This is a genomic window from Haemophilus haemolyticus, from assembly GCF_001008275.1.
Lineage (GTDB): Bacteria > Pseudomonadota > Gammaproteobacteria > Enterobacterales > Pasteurellaceae > Haemophilus > Haemophilus haemolyticus_P.
Map to the genome: position 1 here is coordinate 1 of NZ_LCTH01000026.1, position 19,459 is coordinate 19,459.

Here is a 19,459-nt window from a genome sequence, read left to right on the forward strand (position 1 = left end):
TCATGCGCCATTCTGGTTTCGGTTCTGGTGGCGGTAAAAGATTTGCTTCTAAAATAGCGCTAGCATAGAGATCAAAGGTTTCTACCGCTACAGCCGGTAAACCCAGTTTAAAGCGAATCATTTCGCCTTGTTCTGTCACACGTAAACCATTTTTTAGTGAACGAGGCGGTTGAGAAAGTAATGCCGCATGTGCTGGCGCACCGCCTCGACCAATCGTGCCACCACGTCCGTGGAATAAAGTGAGTTCAATGCCAAGTTTTTCCGTTAAATTCACTAAGGCTTCTTGTGCACGGTATTGCGCCCAAGAGGCCGCCATCATTCCCGCATCTTTTGCCGAATCTGAATAGCCAATCATCACCATTTGACGATTATTGATAACGCCACGATACCAACCCACATTGAAAAGTTGAGTCATCACTTTTTCGGCTGCATCTAAATCGTCTAAGGTTTCAAATAGCGGCACAACAGGAATATGATATGGCACGCCAGCTTCTTTTAAGAGTAAATGAACGGCTAAAACATCAGAGGCACTGCGCGCCATTGAAATAACATAACACGCAATGACACCTTGTTTTTGTTGAGCAATGACTTTACAAGTATCTAAAATTTCTTTGGTTTCAGGCGATGGTGTCCAGTTTTGCGGAATCAATGGACGACGTGAGCTTAATTCACGAATTAAGAAAGCCTGTTTATCGTCTTCTGTCCATTGAGAGTAATCGCCTAAACCAATATAGCGCGTGATTTCAGCAATGGCATCGGTATGACGTGTGCTTTCTTGGCGAATATCCATTTGAGAAAGTGTCACGCCAAAACAACTAATACGGTGCAAAATATTCAACAATGAACCATTTGCAATAATGCGCATACCGCATTGAATTAAAGATTGATAACAATCATAAAGCGGCTCCCAAAGTTGATTATCTTCTAAAATAATCTCGCTTTCGGATACGCGAGGTGTGCGATCTGATAGGCGATCATCAAAATAAGCTAATGTTGCCGTAAGCTGATTGCGTAAATTTTTCACCACAAAGCGATAGGGTTCTAAATGCTCGCCGTATTTAGCACGAAATTCATCGCTACATTTCACCATTGAAAGTTCATCGGCTAATTTGCTAATGTCTTGTAAGAATAAATCCGCCGCTTTCCAACGGGCAAAATAAAGTACTTTTCTGGTGATTTGTGCGGTGACAAATGGGTTTCCATCACGGTCGCCGCCCATCCAAGAGGAAATGTGTACGGGTTTTAATCCTACTGGCAAATTGTAACCTAAAAATTCACGGGCAGTTTCGTTGAGTTGGCGTAAAAATTCTGGCACAGCTTGCCATAAGCTGTTTTCCAACATCGCAAAGCCCCATTTGGCTTCATCGAATGGTGTTGGGCGAACAGTACGAATTTCGTTGGTATGCCATGCTTCAGCGATTAAGCGAAGTAATAGACGCTCAATAATATTGCGTTCTTTTTCCGTTAAATCATGATGCTCTAATTTGCTTAAACATTTATTGATTTCAATATGTTTATGAATGAGTGAGCGACGGGTTGTTTCTGTTGGATGTGCGGTCAGAACAAGCTCAATTAATAATTTTTCAACGGTTTTATGCACCTCTTCCACTGAGGCCTTTTGTTCTTTTAAGCGTTTGAAAAGTTCGCTTAAGGATTGAGAAGAACTTTGTGCAAGAGAATGTTCACGCGAAATTGTTTGATATTGTTCAGCTATGTTAGTGAGGTTTAAAAATTGGCTGAAAGCACGCGCGACAGGAATAATATTTTCATTAGAAATACTACCGAGCGTGTCGAGCAATTCTTGTCTTGCTTTATCATCACCAGCACGAGAATTACGAGAAAGTTTACGAATATTTTCGATTAATTCGAGAATATCGGCACCTTGGGCATCGTTGATGGTTTCTCCGAGAAAACGCCCTAACATACTAATGTTATTGCGTAGAGTGCGGTACTCTTGTGTCATAGGAACTCCTAAAAGTAAAAAATAAAATTCGTAAGTTGGCGATAGATATAGCTAAAAACGGAAGATTGGGCAAATGCTATTCATAGAAACATTGAAGATAATCAAGAAAAGCTAAAAAATAGATAAAAAAGAACCGCACTTTTTATAGATTATTTAAAAAGTGCGGTTTATTTTTAATAAGTTTTATAAAATTGATTTAACAGATTTTCGAATAATAAGTTCGGGGCCAATGTCAATACGGCTATATTGCTGAACGCCTTGATCTTTTTGACTGATTCGTTCTAATAAAATATTCACCGCCTGTCTGCCTAATCGCAGCTTCGATTGGTGAATGGTGGTTAATGGTGGCGCATAGAAACGTGAAGCATGGATATCATCATAGCCGATAATTGACATATCATCTGGCACGTGTAACCCTTTTTCTGTTAGTGCAGAAATTGCACCTAACGCCATCACATCGTTACAACAGAATAGGGCGGTTGGTAATTCCTCTTGAGCCAGTAAACGATTCATACATTCATAACCGTCTTCAGGCTCAAATGCACCTTCGAAAATCCAAGGTTTATGCACTTCAAGATTCGCATCTGCCATCGCTTTTAAAAAGCCTTCATAACGAGTTTTTGCAGTGGTTTTATTGAGTTCACCGCAGATAATCCCGATTTTTTTATGACCGCACTCAATGAGGTGTTTGGTTGCTAAATATCCGCCATCAAAACTATGATCATCAATCACATCGGTATTAGCATTTGGGCCCCAATCCATTACAACCATTGGAATACTGGAAAATGACGAAAGCAAATCCAATGAATCTTGAGTATATTCAGAACACATCACCAGCAAACCATCTACCCGTTTTTTCGCTAACATTTCTAAATGGTTTTTGACTTTTTCTGGTTCATTTTGTGTATTACATAAGAACAAAGAATAACCTTGTCGATAGCAATGTTCTTCAACAGAATGAATGATTTCGGCAAAATACGGCGCTTCACTGGTCGTCACAATCATCCCAATGGATTTTGTGGTATTGACTTTTAAACTGCGCGCCACGGCACTGGGTGAATAGTTAAGTTGCTTAATCGCTAATAACACCGCTTCTTCCGTATCTTTTGCAACAAAGCGGGTTTTATTAATAACATGAGATACGGTTGTGGTGGACACGCCAGCCATTTTTGCGACATCTTTAATTGTTGCCATATTTCGATCCCCAAAAAATTTTGCCTATTATAAAGGTTTGTAAAAAATTTCGTTACTTTTATTGAAATTTTTTTGTAAAAGAGATGATTTTCTTAAAACAATCTTGTTACAATGTGGCCTCATTTTTAGTGAGGAGAAAAACATGAGTGATTTTGGTTATGCAATGATTGCAGTTGTATTGAGTATGTCAGTCGTTTGTGGTTTAGCGCTTTCAATTTTTTAATCAATTATGTTTTAGGATCACCGCAGTTTGTTTTAATACAAAGTGCGGTGATTTTTTTAGGCGTTTTTGCGCAGCAAGCGAAAATATGATAAAACAGATTCCATCTTATTCACACAAAACATAGGAAATACAATGTCAAACTTACAAGCAATTATTGAAGCTGCATTTGAGAAACGTGCAGAAATTACACCGAAAACCGTTGATGCAGAAACGCGTGCAGCGATTGAAGAAGTGATCGAAGGATTAGATTCTGGTAAATACCGTGTTGCAGAAAAAATTGATGGCGAATGGGTAACACATCAATGGTTAAAAAAAGCGGTTTTACTTTCATTCCGTATTAATGACAACCAAATCATTGACGGTGCAGAAACAAAATATTACGACAAAGTAGCATTAAAATTTGCGGATTACACCGAAGAACGTTTTGCTCAAGAAGGTTTCCGTGTTGTGCCTTCTGCAACGGTGCGTAAAGGTGCATACATTTCTAAAAACTGCGTATTAATGCCATCTTATGTAAATATTGGTGCTTACGTTGGCGAAGGCACCATGGTAGATACTTGGGCAACGGTAGGTTCATGTGCACAAATTGGTAAAAACGTTCACTTATCTGGTGGTGTAGGCATCGGCGGCGTATTAGAACCATTACAAGCTAACCCAACTATTATCGGCGATAACTGCTTTATCGGTGCACGTTCAGAAGTGGTAGAAGGCGTTATTGTAGAAGATGGCTGTGTTATTTCAATGGGCGTATTCATCGGTCAATCAACCAAAATTTATGATCGTGAAACCGGTGAAATTCACTACGGCCGTGTACCAGCAGGTTCTGTAGTGGTATCTGGTAGCCTTCCGTCAAAATGTGGAAAATACAGCCTATATTGCGCCGTAATCGTGAAAAAAGTGGATGCAAAAACTTTAGGTAAAGTCGGCATCAACGAATTATTACGTTCTATTGAAGAATAGTAAAAAAATCATAAAAAAGACCGCACTTTTAAAGTGCGGTCTGAAAATCAAAAGAAATTAAGCTGCGAGCGGATCACGTAAAATCATGGTTTCTACACGATCAGGACCTGTTGAAAGAATATCAATTGGTACGCCAGTTACTTCTTCAATACGTTTAATATAGTTAATGCAGTTTTGTGGCAATTTATTTACATCTGTGACGCGGAAAGTATTTTCTTTCCAACCCGGTAATGTTTCATAAATTGGTTCTACCCCTTCCCAATCTTTCGCTGCTAATGGTGCATATTCAACGATTTCACCATTTCGCATTTTGTATGCAACACAGATTTTTACTTCATCAAAACCATCTAATACGTCCAGTTTGGTCATGCAGAAGCCAGAAATAGAGTTAAGTTGGATTGCACGACGAATGGCGACGGCATCGAACCAACCACAACGACGTGGACGGCCTGTTACTGCGCCAAATTCGTTACCTTTTCTCGCAATTTCAGCACCCACATCATCAAATAATTCAGTTGTGAATGGACCTCCACCTACACGAGTACAGTAAGCTTTGATGATACCAAGTACATAGTCTAAGTTACGCGGGCCAAAACCAGAACCTGTTGCAACACCACCAGCTGTTGTGTTTGAGCTGGTTACATACGGATAAGTACCGTGGTCGATATCCAACATGGTACCTTGCGCACCTTCAAATAAAATGTGCTCACCATTTTTGCGTGCTGTATCAAGAATTGTAGTGATGTCTGCCACCATACCAGTGATTACATCGGCAATTGCCATTACATCATCTAAGGTTTTTTGATAATCGACAGGTTCAACTTTGTAGTAGTTCACCAATTGGAAATTATAGTATTCAAGGATGTTTTTGAGTTTTTCGGCAAAGGCTTCTTTATCAAATAAATCGCCTACGCGTAAACCACGACGAGCCACTTTATCTTCATAAGCTGGGCCAATACCACGACCCGTTGTGCCGATAGCGTTTTTGCCGAGTGCTGCTTCACGAGCGTGATCCATAGCCACATGATAAGGCAAGATTAAAGGGCAAGCTTCAGAAATTAACAAACGTTCACGAACTTTAATACCACGGCTTTCAAGTTCGCCCATTTCTTTCATTAATGCTTCAGGTGAAACCACAACGCCATTACCAATTAAGCAAGTTACATTTGGATGTAACATACCAGATGGAATTAAACGTAATACGGTTTTTTCTCCATTGATGATAAGTGTGTGCCCTGCGTTGTGACCGCCTTGGTAACGAACTACATATTTTACGCGATCCGTCAGAAGATCGACGATTTTCCCTTTACCTTCATCGCCCCATTGAGCGCCTAAGATAACAACACTTTTTCCCATAATTTCCGCCTTTTATTCGGTTAAATTAGTCAAATGAACATCGGTTTACTTTACTCTTTTTCGGCTTTAATCTCAATGATATAAAAGAAAAAGTGCGGTGATTTTTCACCGCACTTTAGGCTTTCTACTTTATTCAAATAAAGATTTGTGTAATGAACGAACGACTTCGTCAGCATGTTCACTTTGCACGAGCATACAAATATTGTTGGTGCTTGCGCCATAACTAATCATGCGCACGTTGTAAGATTGAAGCGTATCAAAAATACGTTTTGCGACACCAGAAGCGATATGTAAGTCGTTACCGATTAATGCAACTAATGACAATCCAGTATCGACTTTTACTGAACAATATTGACGGAGTTCATCTAATAATTCAGCTGAAAGTAATTCCGCCCCTGAAGATGCAGAGCCAGTTTTATCTAATGTCAATGCAACGCTCACTTCTGATGTGGTGATAGTATCTACTGAAATTTTGTGTTTAGCCAAAATGTTAAATACATTCGCTAAGAAGCCTTGCGCATGCAGCATACTTAAGCTTGAAAGAGTGAGTAAAGTTTGATCTCGGCGTAGTGCGATAGCACGGAAAGTTGGACGAGGCTGAGGATCGCGAGTAACCCAAGTTCCGCCTGCTTCTGGAGCTTTACTTGAGCCCACATAAACAGGGATATTGCTGCGTACCGCAGGGAGTAATGTGGCTGGGTGTAGCACTTTTGCGCCAAAGGTTGCCATTTCAGCTGCTTCAGCAAAGCTCATTGTGTCAATGCGTTGGGCTGTTGGAACAATGCGTGGATCGGTTGTGTAAATACCCGCGACATCAGTCCAAATTAAAACATCTTTTGCATTTAATACTTCGGCTAACAAAGCAGCAGAGTAGTCGCTACCGCCACGGCCTAATGTGGTTGTTTTACCGCTTGGTTCACGTCCAATAAAACCCTGAGTAATGACTAATTCGCCACGGTCTATTAATGGTTTTAAAATGCTATCGCTGTTTGATTGAGTTTGTTCATCATTCGGTGCGGCTTTACCAAAATGGTTATTGGTTGCAACAATTGTACGTACATCAACCCAAGTACCCGATGCGTTTTGTTCACGTAAAATCTCAATAAAGATTTGAGTTGACATCATTTCACCGTGGCTGATGAGTTCATCGGTTAATGCGGGAGAGGTTGCAAGACTAGCTGCTTCAGAAAGTGCGGTAATATTTTCCAGATATTTTTCAATAATTGGACGGACACGGCTGTCGTCTTTTAATTCATCCAAAATATTCTCTTGAATTTGACGGATTTCACCAATTAATTTTTTACGTTCTGTCGTTTCTACACCATTTGCTAACGCGACTAATAAATTCGTCACACCAGCTGATGCAGAAAGCACGACTACGCGCGTATTGGGATCAGCAATCACAATTTTTGCACAAGCAGTCATTGCTGCATGGTTTGCTACAGATGTTCCGCCAAATTTGGCGACTGAGAGATGGGACATAAGATACTCCATTGATGTTGTGTGTTTTTTATATAATTAGCTATACAAATAACGAGTTAGCTTTTTATTGTCAAATATATTTTTGTTTAAAATTTAAAGAGTGTTTATTTTTTAAACGTAACTATATCTAGCCATGATATTTGTCATAAATCTGATGTATGACAAGAGAGAAAAATTAAAGCGTAAAACTAATAATCTCGTTGGGAATTCAGACTATAAATGCGTAAAAAATAATTGATGTGTTTTATTAATAATCAAATGAAAGGGAAAATCCAAATATTTTAAAAAAAGTATTTGACGAGTATCACCAAAATCAGCATAATACGCCCCGCAAAGCCGATATGGTTAGGCAAATTAAGGTAATGGCTACATAGCTCAGTTGGTTAGAGCACAACACTCATAATGTTGGGGTCGCAAGTTCGAATCTCGCTGTAGCCACCAAATTTGCGGGACTGGCGAAATTGGTAGACGCACCAGATTTAGGTTCTGGCGCCGAGAGGTGTGTGGGTTCAAGTCCCTCGTCCCGCACCATTTATCGCTTTGTAAGTCAAATAGTAGTTGGGGTATCGCCAAGCGGTAAGGCACCGGGTTTTGATCTCGGCATCCCTAGGTTCGAATCCTAGTACCCCAGCCATACTATCAAATAAAATCTTCTTTATATCTAATCAAAGATTTCTCTGTTGGGGTATCGCCAAGCGGTAAGGCACCGGGTTTTGATCTCGGCATCCCTAGGTTCGAATCCTAGTACCCCAGCCATATTTTTTAAATTCTCATAGTTCTAACAAAAGCTAGTTTTTTGCCTTATCTAAGATTGTTTTTGCGATCCAGATCTCAAATACGTTTATTTGTAATATAAAGTAATATTCTATTAATGCTATCTTGTTTTCCTGTTCATTTAGGAGAGCAATATGGAATTTTCTTTACAATATATCATTATTTTCATTTTTGTTATTTTATTTCTAATTGGCTTATTTTCATCTAAATCGAGATCAACTCGTCGTAATGTGAAGAAGAGTCGTCTTTATCTTTCGACAGAAAACAAAATTAATATTGTGAATAAAAATGATTATCTTGATGTCGTTATATTGAGTAAGTATAAAAGAAAAGCCTTGATGAATAAGAGTGAATATCAACTTTTTCTTCGTTTAGAAAAATTGTTATCTAAAGGTTATCAAGAGTTCCGTTTATTTACTCAGGTTTCAATGGGAGAGTTTTTAGAATCAATAGATAAAGAGGCCCATTTTGCGATAAATAGTAAACGAGTAGATTTTTTGATTGTAGATAAGAAAGGTTATGCCGTAATAGTAATTGAATATCAAGGGCAGGGACATTATCAGGATAATGCGGCGAAGCGTGATGCAGTAAAACGGGAGGCTTGTCGAAAGGCTGGGGTGATTTTTTTAGAATTTCAGCCAAACTATGGAAAAGCAGAATTAGAATTTGTTGGTGAAAACTTAAAACGTTATTTGATAAAAAATTAAAGTTTAGGTATTTATTGAGAAATAATTAAAATACTCAGAACAAAAAAGCTAAGACTGATATCTTAGCTTTTTTACTTTGTTCAAACTTGTGAATTATGCGCGTTTGAAGTCAATGTGAACCAATTTTGGTTTGAATGGGTGACGTTGCATCGCTTGTACTTTAACTGCAACTTCTTTACCATCGATCACTAAAGTGATCACTTCAGAATAGAAAGATTCATGTGCTTGCGCGTTGTTTAATTCATCGTGGTTTAAGATGATTGAAACTGGCTCTTCGCTGCCACCATAAACGATTGCAGGGATTTGACCATTGTGACGCAGGCGGCGGCTCGCACCCTTACCTTGCGCTGTACGAACTTCAGCGTTAAATTTAAATGCCATTTTAATGTTCTCTTTAAATTAATGTTAAAAGAAAGAAAATTGCAGGCGACCCAGCAATTTTCCAAATATTGCTCTCAAAGACAAGCACAGAGCGATGCTTTGAGACGGCGAATTATAGAATATCCCTCTTTTCAAAGCAAACTTTTTCTAGGTTTTTTACCCTGAAAAGATTAGAATGTTTAGCAATTTTTTACGATATTCATTAAAAAATAAAGTAGGAAGATTATGGAATTTCTAATTGGATTTTTTACTGAGTACGGCTATTGGGCTGTTCTTTTTGTTTTAATTATTTGTGGATTTGGTGTGCCGATTCCGGAAGATATCACGTTAGTTTCTGGTGGTGTGATTGCGGGGCTTTATCCAGAAAGCGTTAATTCACATTTAATGTTGCTCGTCAGTATGATTGGTGTACTTGCTGGCGACTCCACCATGTATTGGCTTGGTCGTATTTATGGCACAAAAATTTTACGTTTTCGCCCAATGCGTAAAATCGTGACATTACAACGTTTAAGAATGGTGCGTGAAAAATTCAGCCAATATGGCAACCGTGTGTTATTTGTCGCACGTTTTTTACCCGGCTTGCGTGCCCCAATTTATATGGTCTCTGGCATTACTCGCCGTGTAAGTTACATACGTTTTGTCTTGATTGATTTCTGTGCTGCTATTATTTCTGTGCCAATTTGGGTTTATTTAGGCGAACTTGGGGCAAAAAATTTAGACTGGTTACATGCGCAAATCCAAAAAGGTCAAATGGTGATTTATGTGCTTATCGCTTTACTTGCCCTATTCCTGTTCTGGAAATGGAAAAAATCGAAAAAATAAGCGAAGTCATCAAACAAAAGAGCGGTTAAAAAATCCTGTGTTTTTTAGCCGCTCTTTTATTTCAATAGACTATAAATTTCTCGCTTTTAGATAATTTTCCACGGTATCCACAATGGCTTGGGTCTGTGGATCAATTTCTATATTCACAATATCGCCCACTTTACGTTGTCCCATTAAGGTTCGTTGCAAAGTTTCTGGAATTAAATTTACGCAGAATTGCGTGCCTTTTACTTCGCCAATAGTCAGACTGATGCCATCTACGGCAACAAATCCTTTCGTTAAAATATATTTCATTACATCTGCGCTTGGCAGCTCAAACCAAATTTGTCGATTATTTTCACTGGCGATAATATTTGAAATGCTTGCGGTGCAATACACATGACCAGATAACAAATGCCCGCCAATTTCTGTTCCCATTTGCATGGCTCGTTCAATATTCACATGATCGCCTACTTTCAACAAACCAAGATTTGTAATTCTTAAGGTTTCTTGCATGAGATCAAAGCTAACGAGATCGCCGTTAATTTCAGTCACAGTTAAACATACACCGTTATTTGCCACCGATGCGCCAATTTCTAGGTCTTTACGCATTTCAGGTGGTAATTTTACCACTTGTGTTCTAAAATTAGCCTTTTCTGTTATTGAATGAATAGGCGCAGTGCCTTGTACAATTCCGGTAAACATATTTTCTCCTTTTCTAAAAATTTTTCTTAGTATATCAAATTTATGAATTTTCGTCTTTTATCCCAATATCACGCTGATATTAAAAAATTAATTAAAATCTCTTTACCCATTTTGTTAGCTCAAATCGCACAAAACTCAATGGGATTAGCGGATACCATTATGGCTGGTCGAGTGAGTTCCACCGATATGGCGGCAATTTCTGTTGGCGCGTCTATTTGGATGCCGTTGGTGCTTTTCGGTCAAGGATTATTATTGGCGCTTCCTCCGACAATTTCTTACCTAAACGGTTCAGGCCAACGCCATCGCATTGCTCATCAAGTTCGCCAAGGCATTTGGCTTGTGTTAGGCGTGAGTCTTCCTTTAGGCTTGCTGATTTATTTCTGTGAAATTCCGCTGCAATATATGCAAATGGAAAGCAAAATGTCAGATTTAGCACGCGATTATTTACATGCTATGTTGTGGGGATTACCTGCTTATTTGATGCTGATTAATTTTCGTTGTTTAAATGATGGGATTGCCAAAACCAAGCCAGCAATGGTTATTACCTTTTTAGGTTTACTGCTGAATATTCCGCTTAATTACATTTTTATTTATGGAAAATTTGGTATGCCTGCTTTTGGTGCGGTGGGCTGTGGTATTGCGACAGCTATTGTGAACTGGGCAATGTGCTTAATGATGATGTTCTATTCCTACACGAATGCTCAAGAACGTTCGCTAAAAGTATTTAGCCAATTAATTGAAATACCGAATCCCAAAACGCTTAAAAAGCTACTACGTTTAGGCTTGCCCATTGCGATTGCACTTTGTTGTGAAGTGGCGTTATTTGCTCTCACTTCGTTAATGCTTTCTCCGCTAGGCTCAACCATTGTAGCGAGCCATCAAATTACATTGAATACCAGCTCTTTCATTTTTATGTTCCCTCTGTCAATTGGTATGGCAACAACGATTTTAGTCGGACAAGCATTGGGGGCAGGTTCTCCACAAAATGCGAAAAAAATGAGCTATGCCGCATTATTATTAGGGCTGACTATCACAATCATTACCTCATTAATTACGATTTTCTTCCGTTATGAAATTGCCTCTATTTTCGTAACTGATGAAATTGTCATCGCCATGGCGGCAAATTTATTATTATTTGCCGCACTTTATCAATTTTCAGATACCGTCCAAATGGTGGTTGGCGGCATTTTACGGGGCTATAAAGATACTAAAGTCATTTTATATATTACCCTTTTCTCTTATTGGGTAATTGGTGTGCCACTGGGTTATACGCTCGGTCGTACAGATTGGCTTGTGCCACACATTGATGCGAAAGGTTTCTGGATTGCCTTTGTGGTCTCACTCACTTTCGCGGCGATCTTACTTTCTTTGAGAATGAAAAAAATGCAAGCCATGAGCGATAACGCCATTTTACAACGTTTAGAAAAACTCAAATAAGGAACTTTATGCAACTTCCAGCTTTACAATCGGCGACATTAATTCGTCGTTATAAACGCTTTCTTGCGGATATTGAATTACCAACAGGTGATGTTATGACAATTCATTGCGCCAATACAGGTGCAATGACTGGCTGCGGTGAAAAAGGCGACACAATTTGGTATTCACATTCCGATAGTCAAACCCGCAAATATCCTCATTCTTGGGAGCTTACTCAACTCGCAAATGGACAGCTTTGCTGTATCAATACGCATCGTTCTAATCAATTAGTCTTTGAAGCAGTACAAAATAAGCAAATCAAAGAATTGGCAATGTATAACGAAATTTATCCAGAAGTGAAATACGGCGAAGAAAATAGCCGAATTGATTTCCTACTGAAAGGTGAAGGCTTACCCGATTGTTATGTGGAAGTGAAATCCATCACCTTAGTGAAAGGAAATTTAGGTATGTTCCCCGATGCAGTGACTACGCGTGGACAAAAACATGTCCGTGAATTACTCGCAATGAAAAAACAAGGTCATCGTGCAGTAGTATTATTTGCTGGCTTACATAATGGTTTTGATCGTTTCAAGATCGCAGAATATATCGATCCCGAATACGATCGCTTATTAAAAGAAGCAATGGAACAAGGTGTTGAAGCCTATGCTTATGCGGGACAATTTGAAATTTCTAATGGAATTCCTACCGCACTTTCCTTAACAGAATCGGTGCCTTATATAAAATAATATTTTTTTGAGAATTATTTTCATTTACCTATTGACAAGGTTATTGATAACAATTATCATCTAACCATTCCAACAACAATATTAGATAATCACTCCAACATTCCCGCCTATTTCCCCACAAATAGGCGTTTTTTTTATTCACAAATCGCCAAGAATCCCTATAATAAAACCTTTCAAAAAACATAATTAGGAAATAATAATGACTGACATTAATACCGTTCTCGCGGAACTAAAGCGCGGTACTGATGAAATCCTTTCAGAAGCGGATTTAATCGAAAAACTGAAAGAAAATCGCCCATTAAAAGTAAAATTAGGCGCCGATCCAACCGCACCAGATATTCATTTAGGACATACCGTTGTATTAAACAAACTACGTCAATTTCAACAACTCGGTCATGAAGTCTATTTCTTAATTGGTGATTTCACTGGAATGGTGGGGGATCCATCGGGCAAAAACGCCACGCGTCCTCCACTCAGCCGTGAAGACGTATTGCGTAATGCTGAAACCTATAAAGAGCAAATTTATAAAATTCTCGATCCACAAAAAACCAAAATCGTCTTCAACTCTGAATGGTTAAGTAAACTTGGTACAGAAGGTATGATTCGTCTTGCAAGCAACTACACGGTTGCGCGTATGCTTGAACGTGACGACTTCAAAAAACGCTTTGGCAACAATCAACCCATTGCCATCCATGAATTTATTTATCCATTACTGCAAGGCTACGATTCTGTTGCATTAGATGCAGATGTAGAACTAGGCGGTACAGACCAAAAATTCAACTTACTTGTTGGTCGTGAATTACAAAAATCAGCAGGCAAAAAACCACAGGTTGCGATTACACTCCCATTACTCGTTGGCTTAGACGGCGAGAAAAAAATGTCCAAATCACTTGGTAACTATATCGGTGTAACAGAAGCACCAAGCGATATGTTCGGTAAAGTGATGTCAATTTCTGATGAACTCATGTGGGATTGGTATAACCTTCTTTCATTCCGTCCATTAAGCGAAATTGCACAATTAAAATCGGAAGTAGAAAACGGCAAAAATCCACGTGATGTAAAAATCTTATTAGCAAAAGAATTAATAGCCCGTTTCCACAACGAAGAGGCAGCAAACGCCGCAGAACAAGAATTCATTAATCGCTTCCAAAAAGGCGCAATGCCTGATGAAATGCCTGAATTTACGTTCTCTGGCGAAATGGGTTTAGCCACTTTATTAAAAGAAGCAGGTCTTGTTCCTTCCACTTCTGAAGCGATTCGCTCTGCTCAACAAGGCGGCGTGAAAATCAACGGCGAAAAAGTCGATAACGTAAAAGACAATGCACCGAAAGGTACAAATGTTTACCAAGTGGGTAAACGAAAATTTGCGCGTGTAACGGTTGAATAAAGTAGATACAGCTAAATAAAGTAAATAAAAAAATACCGCACTTTGGCAATAAAAGTGCGGTATTTTTTATCGAAGTTTTAATTTAGTTAAACATCGCAGAAATAGATTCTTCGTTGCTAATGCGACGAATAGCTTCTGCCAGCATGGAAGAAAGTGTTAATACACAAACTACCCAGAGCATCTTAAAATTCATTAAATATCAATATTTTAACTTCTTATCTTTACCTCCCATCTTTAGTGCAAATTTTAAACGGTCGCGAGGGAGTATACTCCCTCTTGTTCTCTCTTTACAGAGAGAACAAAACACCTTGGAGAAGAAATTTTTTCTCCAAAGTGCCTATATCTGGGATACTAAAGTTTATGTATTCATTAGAGGTAGGAAATAGTTGGTCGTAAGCCACAAAATATATTGTAGCTTGTGAAGTTTATTTTTAACTTAGAGGAGGATATTCTCATGAATAAACAATATACGTGTAGATACTTATTGGCAAAAGTGATACGGAGTAACGCTTATGAAAAGAAAAGCAAAAAATCGTTCTACACGTAAAGTAGAAAAATCAAAAACTGCATTTTCTAAAGAAAATGGTTCATTCGTTCTATGTGGCTTTAATGGTTTCTTCTTCTACCACAGAAAAGGAAAATCATTCCCTCTAGTTCTTTATTATGTCATTAAATATGCAGTCGGTTTTATAGGTTTTATTGGTGCAGCGAAAATTCTAGATTTATATCAAGTTTTCAGCTTATGCCCAATATAGCAAGAGAACCTAAGGAGTAAATAATCATATATTGCAATTATTTTAATTTTATCAAAAATGCAAAACGATCCTTGAGCCTGTATTTAGACACCTTTTCTAACTATTTAAGCCTGCGTTTTGTATCTAACGAAGCTGAAATTACTCACACTTAGACTAATTCTTTAACAAATTAGGAATGGTCTTAGCGACCGTAATTTCAGCTTTTTTACACTTAAATATCTTTATTAAATTAATCCAACATTACGCAGGCAACCTAAATGAACAAAATTTTTAAAACTAGATACAATTATCTCACTAAAAATTCTGTCGTGACATCAGAATTAGCGAAAAACAGAGGCAAATCTGGTTTGGTGAAAACCGCCTTAGCGATTGCAGCGTTGTCAACTTCCCATCTGGCAACCGCTGTAGACGATGATCAAATCAGTGGCGATTTGCATAAAAATGCAGATGGTACATTAATTTATTCAAAAAAAGGTGAAGAGATGTACACTTCTTATCATTTTGAAAAATTAGCTATTACAGCAGTTAATCCAAATACTACAGCATTGGCATTAGATTTAGATACAATTGGATTCACGGGTTCTTTTGGTTCAGTTATCTATACGGGTGATACTGCCGAACTTATTCCGATATATGGTTTTCGTCTTATATTAGACGAAGACAGTTCCATTAAAGCCACAGGTGAAAATGGCACAGCAATAAAAGTGTTGGATGAATTTAGAAATGATAGACATGACCCCGCATTTTTAGCCTTGTCCGATGAAGAGAAAGCCGAAAAAATTAAGGAACTTTATCAAAAGCTCTATGCCTTTATTAAGGTAACCAATTACGGTGCAATATCTTCCGAAAACGGCGATGCTATTGATTTCTCTGCCTTTAATCGTAAAGATTTATTTGGTAAAGCGATTGAAAATCTTAAACGCAACTCCACTACTGGAGTAAGCTCATATCTAGATATTTACGGTGTGATTTCTGCTCCAGAATATAAGGCAGCATTTATTGGTTCAGATCATTCAGATGGTTTTTTTTTGAATCCAGGTAGTAAAATTGAAGGCAATATTTACTTAGGTAAAGGTGATGATCAACTTTATTTATCGGGTAGTGATATATCTAAAGTAAAAGTATTAGAGGGCTCTTATAAAAATAACCCTGATGCTTTAGATAATGCGGAGAATAATGTTATTCAACTTCACCAAGAATTAACGGGAAGCAGTGAAAGCGTAGGCACATACGAAGATAAAGCAATTCGTAATTTTGGAAAAATTAGAATTAGGGAGAGAGGTATTTTAAATTTAACCGGAAATATGACAAGTAATTCTGGTAAAGTTGGTGATATTCAGATTGATGAAGATGCAGAGTTAAATATTGCCCCTAAAAATACCTCTTCAAATATTCGACTTGATTACGATATTTTAAATGGAGGCATCATTGATTTATCTAAAAATAATCTTCCAAGTGATACTTTAACAATTAGTGGTGATTATCGTGAACGTTATAGTTATGGAGAAAACACTGGCGAACTTCGCGTTAACACCTTCTGGCAAAACCCCGATATCCAACAAACCGATAAACTGATTATTGAAGGCAATCACGAAGGCACCAGCATCGTTAAAGCCTACTACCAAGGCAACGAGAGCATTTTCGGTGATGTAACCCGTTCGGATGTAGAGAAAAACGGTGGCTTATTAACCCCTGTGGTGGAAATTAAAGGCGAAGAAAAGGGCAAATTTAAAGGCACTGCCCCAACTACCAACGCAGGCGAAGCCCAATTAGTGCGACATGGCAATAAGTATTATTGGACGTTAACAGCATTAGAACAACCTGCACCGCAACCTGAGCCTGTGCAGCCTACTCCGCAACCAGAACCTGTGCAACCAGCACCACAGCCAGAACCAGTGCAACCAGTGCCGCAACCACAACCTGTTCAGCCAGCACCACAACCAGCGGTGCCAGCTAATAACGGTCCGATGATTTATGCGGAACAGATTGCTGGCTATGTACAAACTCAACGCATTGCTAGGGAGGCGTTATTGCAAGAAAACGGTAAATTGCAAACCCGAATGGGCAGCTTGCAAGCACCGTTAACACCGCAAACTTGGGCACGTGTGGGCGGTGGCTATACCCAAGAACAGGGCAAAGATCGTTTAGCTTATAAATCGAAAGCGAAATTTGTGCAAATTGGCTCAGATTTATTCGTGAACAGCAATGAAAATGGCGTTCGCCGTGGCGGTGTGATGGCATCGTTCAACCGTGCGGATAACAAATTCTACGACAAATACCACGCCCAAAATGGCTATATTGTGGCGGATAAATTGGTGGGTAAAGGCAAGTTAGAAACCACAACACTAGGCTTATATTCCACTTGGTATGGCAATAACGGCTTGTATTTAGATACCACCGCAAATGTGGGCTGGATTGGGGCGAAATACACCACACAAAACGGCAACAAAGCGAAAAATCACGGCTTCAGCTTTATGGCAAATACCGAAGTGGGCAAAGAAATTGCGATTTCTGCAGATGGCAGATGGAATTTTGTACCACAAGCACAACTCACCTTGCTTGAGACCAAAATGGGCGGATTTAATGACGGCATTCGTGATATAAAATCTACCCATCAAACCGTATTACGCGGACGTGTTGGGGCAGGTGTGAGCTTTAATGCCGAAAAAGGCAAAAACGCCAATAGCTTCTTTGCTTCACTGAATTTGGTGCACGATTTTATGGGCGCAAAAACCGAATTAGAGGTAGGGCGTGACCGTATTACCGAGCATTATGCCCCAACCTTTGGTGAAGTGAGCATCGGCGGCGTTTTACCATTGGGTAAACAGTTATCGGCACAGGCATATCTGAATTACACTCGTGCATTAAGCAAAACCAACACCTTGTTTAGCGGCAGAGGTAAGGAAGCTTATCAAGGATATGTTGGTTTGAAATATATTTGGTAATTGTCGTCGGCATATTTTCCAAAATGGAGGACGACAAGGTTAAAACAAGCGGTCAGAAAATTCTGACCGCTTTGTAAAATTAAGGGCTAAGTTCTGGCGAGCTTAGCCTTTTCTTTTCCTTTTTCTTCCCCCTAGGCTTTTCTTTGTCCTCTTCGATTTTATTCTAGAATAACGCCCAATTATCGAAAACGTTTATGCGAATGTTATGGAGTTTATTCCAATTTTAAAGCTAACATCAAATGGTACTACTGTGACGCCAACAGGTTCGGCAGGTGTAAAAGGGCATTTGGCGAGAGCGTATCGCACTTTTATCTGTCTTACGATCTGCCTGCTGCAATTGTTCGCTTTATTGATTTTGTACAACCTAAATTAATGATCGTGATTGAAACTAAACGTTTCCCATATAATCATCAGACATAATCCAAGATCAAGGATGTTTATACTGGCTGGAGTGTACATGGTTTATCTAAAGTATGAGCCATCAGGGAAATTGTTATGATAGTTCAGCTATTGAAAGTTTTCTGGGAAAAATACAGTCATTGATTTTTAATTATCTCTAAATTAGAGAAGGCATTACGTATAACGAGAAGCAGATAAAAGCAAGTTTAAAGAATTTGAGCTCTGCATTATACAGAGCTCAATATTTGAAGTAATTTATGAACAACCCACTTTATGGGAGCAGTTCAAAGTGCGGTATTTTTTATTGAAATTTTAATTTAGTTAAACATCGCAGAAATAGATTCTTCGTTGCTAATACGACGAATGGCTTCAGCTAGCATGGAAGAAAGTGTAAGCACGCGAACTTTACCGATAGCTTTCATTTCTTCTGATAGTGGAATGGTGTCAGTAACAACAATCTCATCAATGGCATCGCTGGCTAAGTTTTTGGCTGCTGCACCAGAGAAAACGGCGTGAGTTGCATAAGCAAAAACGCGTTTTGCACCACGTTCTTTTAATGCTTCAGCCGCTTTACAAAGCGTACCGCCAGTATCAATCATATCATCTACCAAAATACAATCACGATCTGCAACATCACCGATAATATGCATTACTTGTGCTACGTTTGCACGAGGGCGACGTTTGTCAATAATAGCCATATCGGTATCGTTTAATAATTTAGCTACCGCACGAGCACGTACAACACCACCAATATCTGGAGATACAACAATTGGATTTTCAAGATCAGATTTTTTCAAAATATCGTGAATTAAAACTGGAGAACCAAATACGTTGTCTACTGGAATATCAAAGAAACCTTGGATTTGTTCTGCGTGTAGGTCGCAGGTTAAGACACGGTCGATACCAACAGTTGAAAGTAAATCTGCCACAACTTTAGCGGTAATTGGTACACGAGCCGAACGAACACGACGATCTTGGCGAGCATAGCCGAAATAAGGAATCACGGCAGTAATACGACCAGCAGATGCTCGACGTAATGCATCTACCATCACAATCAATTCCATCAAGTTATCATTGGTTGGCGCACAAGTTGATTGGATGATAAATACATCCGCACCACGCACATTTTCATTGATTTGAACTTGGATTTCACCATCGCTGAAACGTGCGACCGTCGCATCGCCTAGCGAAATATATAAACGTTCAGAAATACGTTTTGCAAGTTCAGGTGTTGCATTACCCGCGAAGAGTTTAATGTCAGGCAT

The 19,459-nt window shown here is 38.9% G+C and carries 15 protein-coding genes, 4 tRNA genes and 1 pseudogene; 13 read left to right on the forward strand and 7 right to left on the reverse strand.

Features of this window, described 5'->3' with window-relative positions; all coding sequences use genetic code 11:
- The coding region (locus AAX15_RS03530) for a phosphoenolpyruvate carboxylase (protein WP_046939164.1) at positions 1–1,963 on the reverse strand (1,963 nt) is incomplete at its 3' end.
- Positions 1,964–2,146: 183 nt separating this feature from the next.
- Positions 2,147–3,157, reverse strand: a complete 1,011-nt coding sequence (gene purR / locus AAX15_RS03535; protein WP_046939165.1) for an HTH-type transcriptional repressor PurR — start codon at positions 3,155–3,157, stop codon at positions 2,147–2,149.
- Between the two features lie 355 nt (positions 3,158–3,512).
- On the opposite strand from purR, the gene dapD reads away from it, so the two are divergent.
- The gene (dapD, locus tag AAX15_RS03540) at positions 3,513–4,340 is read left to right on the forward strand and encodes a 2,3,4,5-tetrahydropyridine-2,6-dicarboxylate N-succinyltransferase (RefSeq protein ID WP_005635801.1); all 828 of its coding nucleotides are present in this window, start codon (positions 3,513–3,515) and stop codon (positions 4,338–4,340) included.
- Between the two features lie 57 nt (positions 4,341–4,397).
- On the opposite strand, the gene purA is transcribed toward dapD, so the two are convergent.
- On the reverse strand, positions 4,398–5,696 hold the full coding sequence (purA, locus tag AAX15_RS03545; protein WP_046939166.1) for an adenylosuccinate synthase: 1,299 nt from the start codon (positions 5,694–5,696) through the stop codon (positions 4,398–4,400).
- Between the two features lie 129 nt (positions 5,697–5,825).
- Positions 5,826–7,178 (reverse strand): lysine-sensitive aspartokinase 3, encoded by a 1,353-nt coding sequence (gene lysC, locus AAX15_RS03550; protein WP_046939167.1) that lies wholly within the window; start codon positions 7,176–7,178, stop codon positions 5,826–5,828.
- 364 nt (positions 7,179–7,542) lie between these two features.
- Between lysC and AAX15_RS03555 the strand changes: the two genes are divergently transcribed.
- From AAX15_RS03555 to AAX15_RS03575, 5 genes are all read left to right on the forward strand, one after another.
- Positions 7,543–7,619: transfer RNA gene (locus tag AAX15_RS03555), tRNA-Met, on the forward strand.
- A gap of 5 nt (positions 7,620–7,624) precedes the next feature.
- Positions 7,625–7,709, forward strand: a tRNA-Leu gene (locus tag AAX15_RS03560).
- 28 nt (positions 7,710–7,737) lie between these two features.
- Positions 7,738–7,812: transfer RNA gene (locus AAX15_RS03565), tRNA-Gln, on the forward strand.
- Positions 7,813–7,859: 47 nt separating this feature from the next.
- Positions 7,860–7,934: transfer RNA gene (locus AAX15_RS03570), tRNA-Gln, on the forward strand.
- A 152-nt stretch (positions 7,935–8,086) separates the two neighbouring features.
- The gene (locus AAX15_RS03575) at positions 8,087–8,659 is read left to right on the forward strand and encodes a DUF2726 domain-containing protein (protein ID WP_046939168.1); all 573 of its coding nucleotides are present in this window, start codon (positions 8,087–8,089) and stop codon (positions 8,657–8,659) included.
- A 93-nt stretch (positions 8,660–8,752) separates the two neighbouring features.
- On the opposite strand, the gene rplY is transcribed toward AAX15_RS03575, so the two are convergent.
- Positions 8,753–9,040: a 50S ribosomal protein L25 gene (rplY, locus tag AAX15_RS03580; RefSeq protein WP_046939169.1), complete on the reverse strand. Its 288-nt coding sequence runs from the start codon at positions 9,038–9,040 to the stop codon at positions 8,753–8,755.
- 225 nt (positions 9,041–9,265) lie between these two features.
- Here rplY and AAX15_RS03585 point away from each other — a divergent pair, with 225 nt between their 5' ends.
- Positions 9,266–9,862, forward strand: coding sequence for a DedA family protein (locus tag AAX15_RS03585; protein WP_046939170.1), 597 nt, complete (start codon positions 9,266–9,268; stop codon positions 9,860–9,862).
- A 69-nt stretch (positions 9,863–9,931) separates the two neighbouring features.
- Here the strand turns inward: AAX15_RS03585 and ribE are convergent, their stop codons facing one another.
- Complete coding sequence (ribE, locus tag AAX15_RS03590) at positions 9,932–10,546, reverse strand: riboflavin synthase (RefSeq protein WP_046939171.1); 615 nt, start codon at positions 10,544–10,546, stop codon at positions 9,932–9,934.
- Positions 10,547–10,588: 42 nt separating this feature from the next.
- Between ribE and hmrM the strand changes: the two genes are divergently transcribed.
- From hmrM to AAX15_RS09600, 6 genes and pseudogenes are all read left to right on the forward strand, one after another.
- Positions 10,589–11,983: a sodium-coupled multidrug efflux MATE transporter HmrM gene (gene hmrM, locus AAX15_RS03595; RefSeq protein WP_046939172.1), complete on the forward strand. Its 1,395-nt coding sequence runs from the start codon at positions 10,589–10,591 to the stop codon at positions 11,981–11,983.
- 8 nt (positions 11,984–11,991) lie between these two features.
- Positions 11,992–12,708 (forward strand): DNA/RNA nuclease SfsA, encoded by a 717-nt coding sequence (sfsA, locus tag AAX15_RS03600; RefSeq protein ID WP_046939173.1) that lies wholly within the window; start codon positions 11,992–11,994, stop codon positions 12,706–12,708.
- Between the two features lie 199 nt (positions 12,709–12,907).
- Positions 12,908–14,095, forward strand: a complete 1,188-nt coding sequence (gene tyrS, locus AAX15_RS03605) for a tyrosine--tRNA ligase (protein WP_005668340.1) — start codon at positions 12,908–12,910, stop codon at positions 14,093–14,095.
- Between the two features lie 512 nt (positions 14,096–14,607).
- Entirely contained in the window at positions 14,608–14,850 is a 243-nt protein-coding gene (locus tag AAX15_RS03610; protein WP_046939174.1) for a hypothetical protein, read from the forward strand.
- A gap of 257 nt (positions 14,851–15,107) precedes the next feature.
- On the forward strand, positions 15,108–17,795 hold the full coding sequence (locus AAX15_RS03615) for an autotransporter outer membrane beta-barrel domain-containing protein (RefSeq protein ID WP_046939175.1): 2,688 nt from the start codon (positions 15,108–15,110) through the stop codon (positions 17,793–17,795).
- 244 nt (positions 17,796–18,039) lie between these two features.
- Positions 18,040–18,197, forward strand: a pseudogene (locus AAX15_RS09600) (glycosyltransferase N-terminal domain-containing protein); the annotation flags it as partial.
- A gap of 314 nt (positions 18,198–18,511) precedes the next feature.
- On the opposite strand, the gene AAX15_RS03620 reads toward AAX15_RS09600, so the two are convergent.
- The gene (locus AAX15_RS03620; RefSeq protein ID WP_046939176.1) at positions 18,512–19,459 is read right to left on the reverse strand and encodes a ribose-phosphate pyrophosphokinase; all 948 of its coding nucleotides are present in this window, start codon (positions 19,457–19,459) and stop codon (positions 18,512–18,514) included.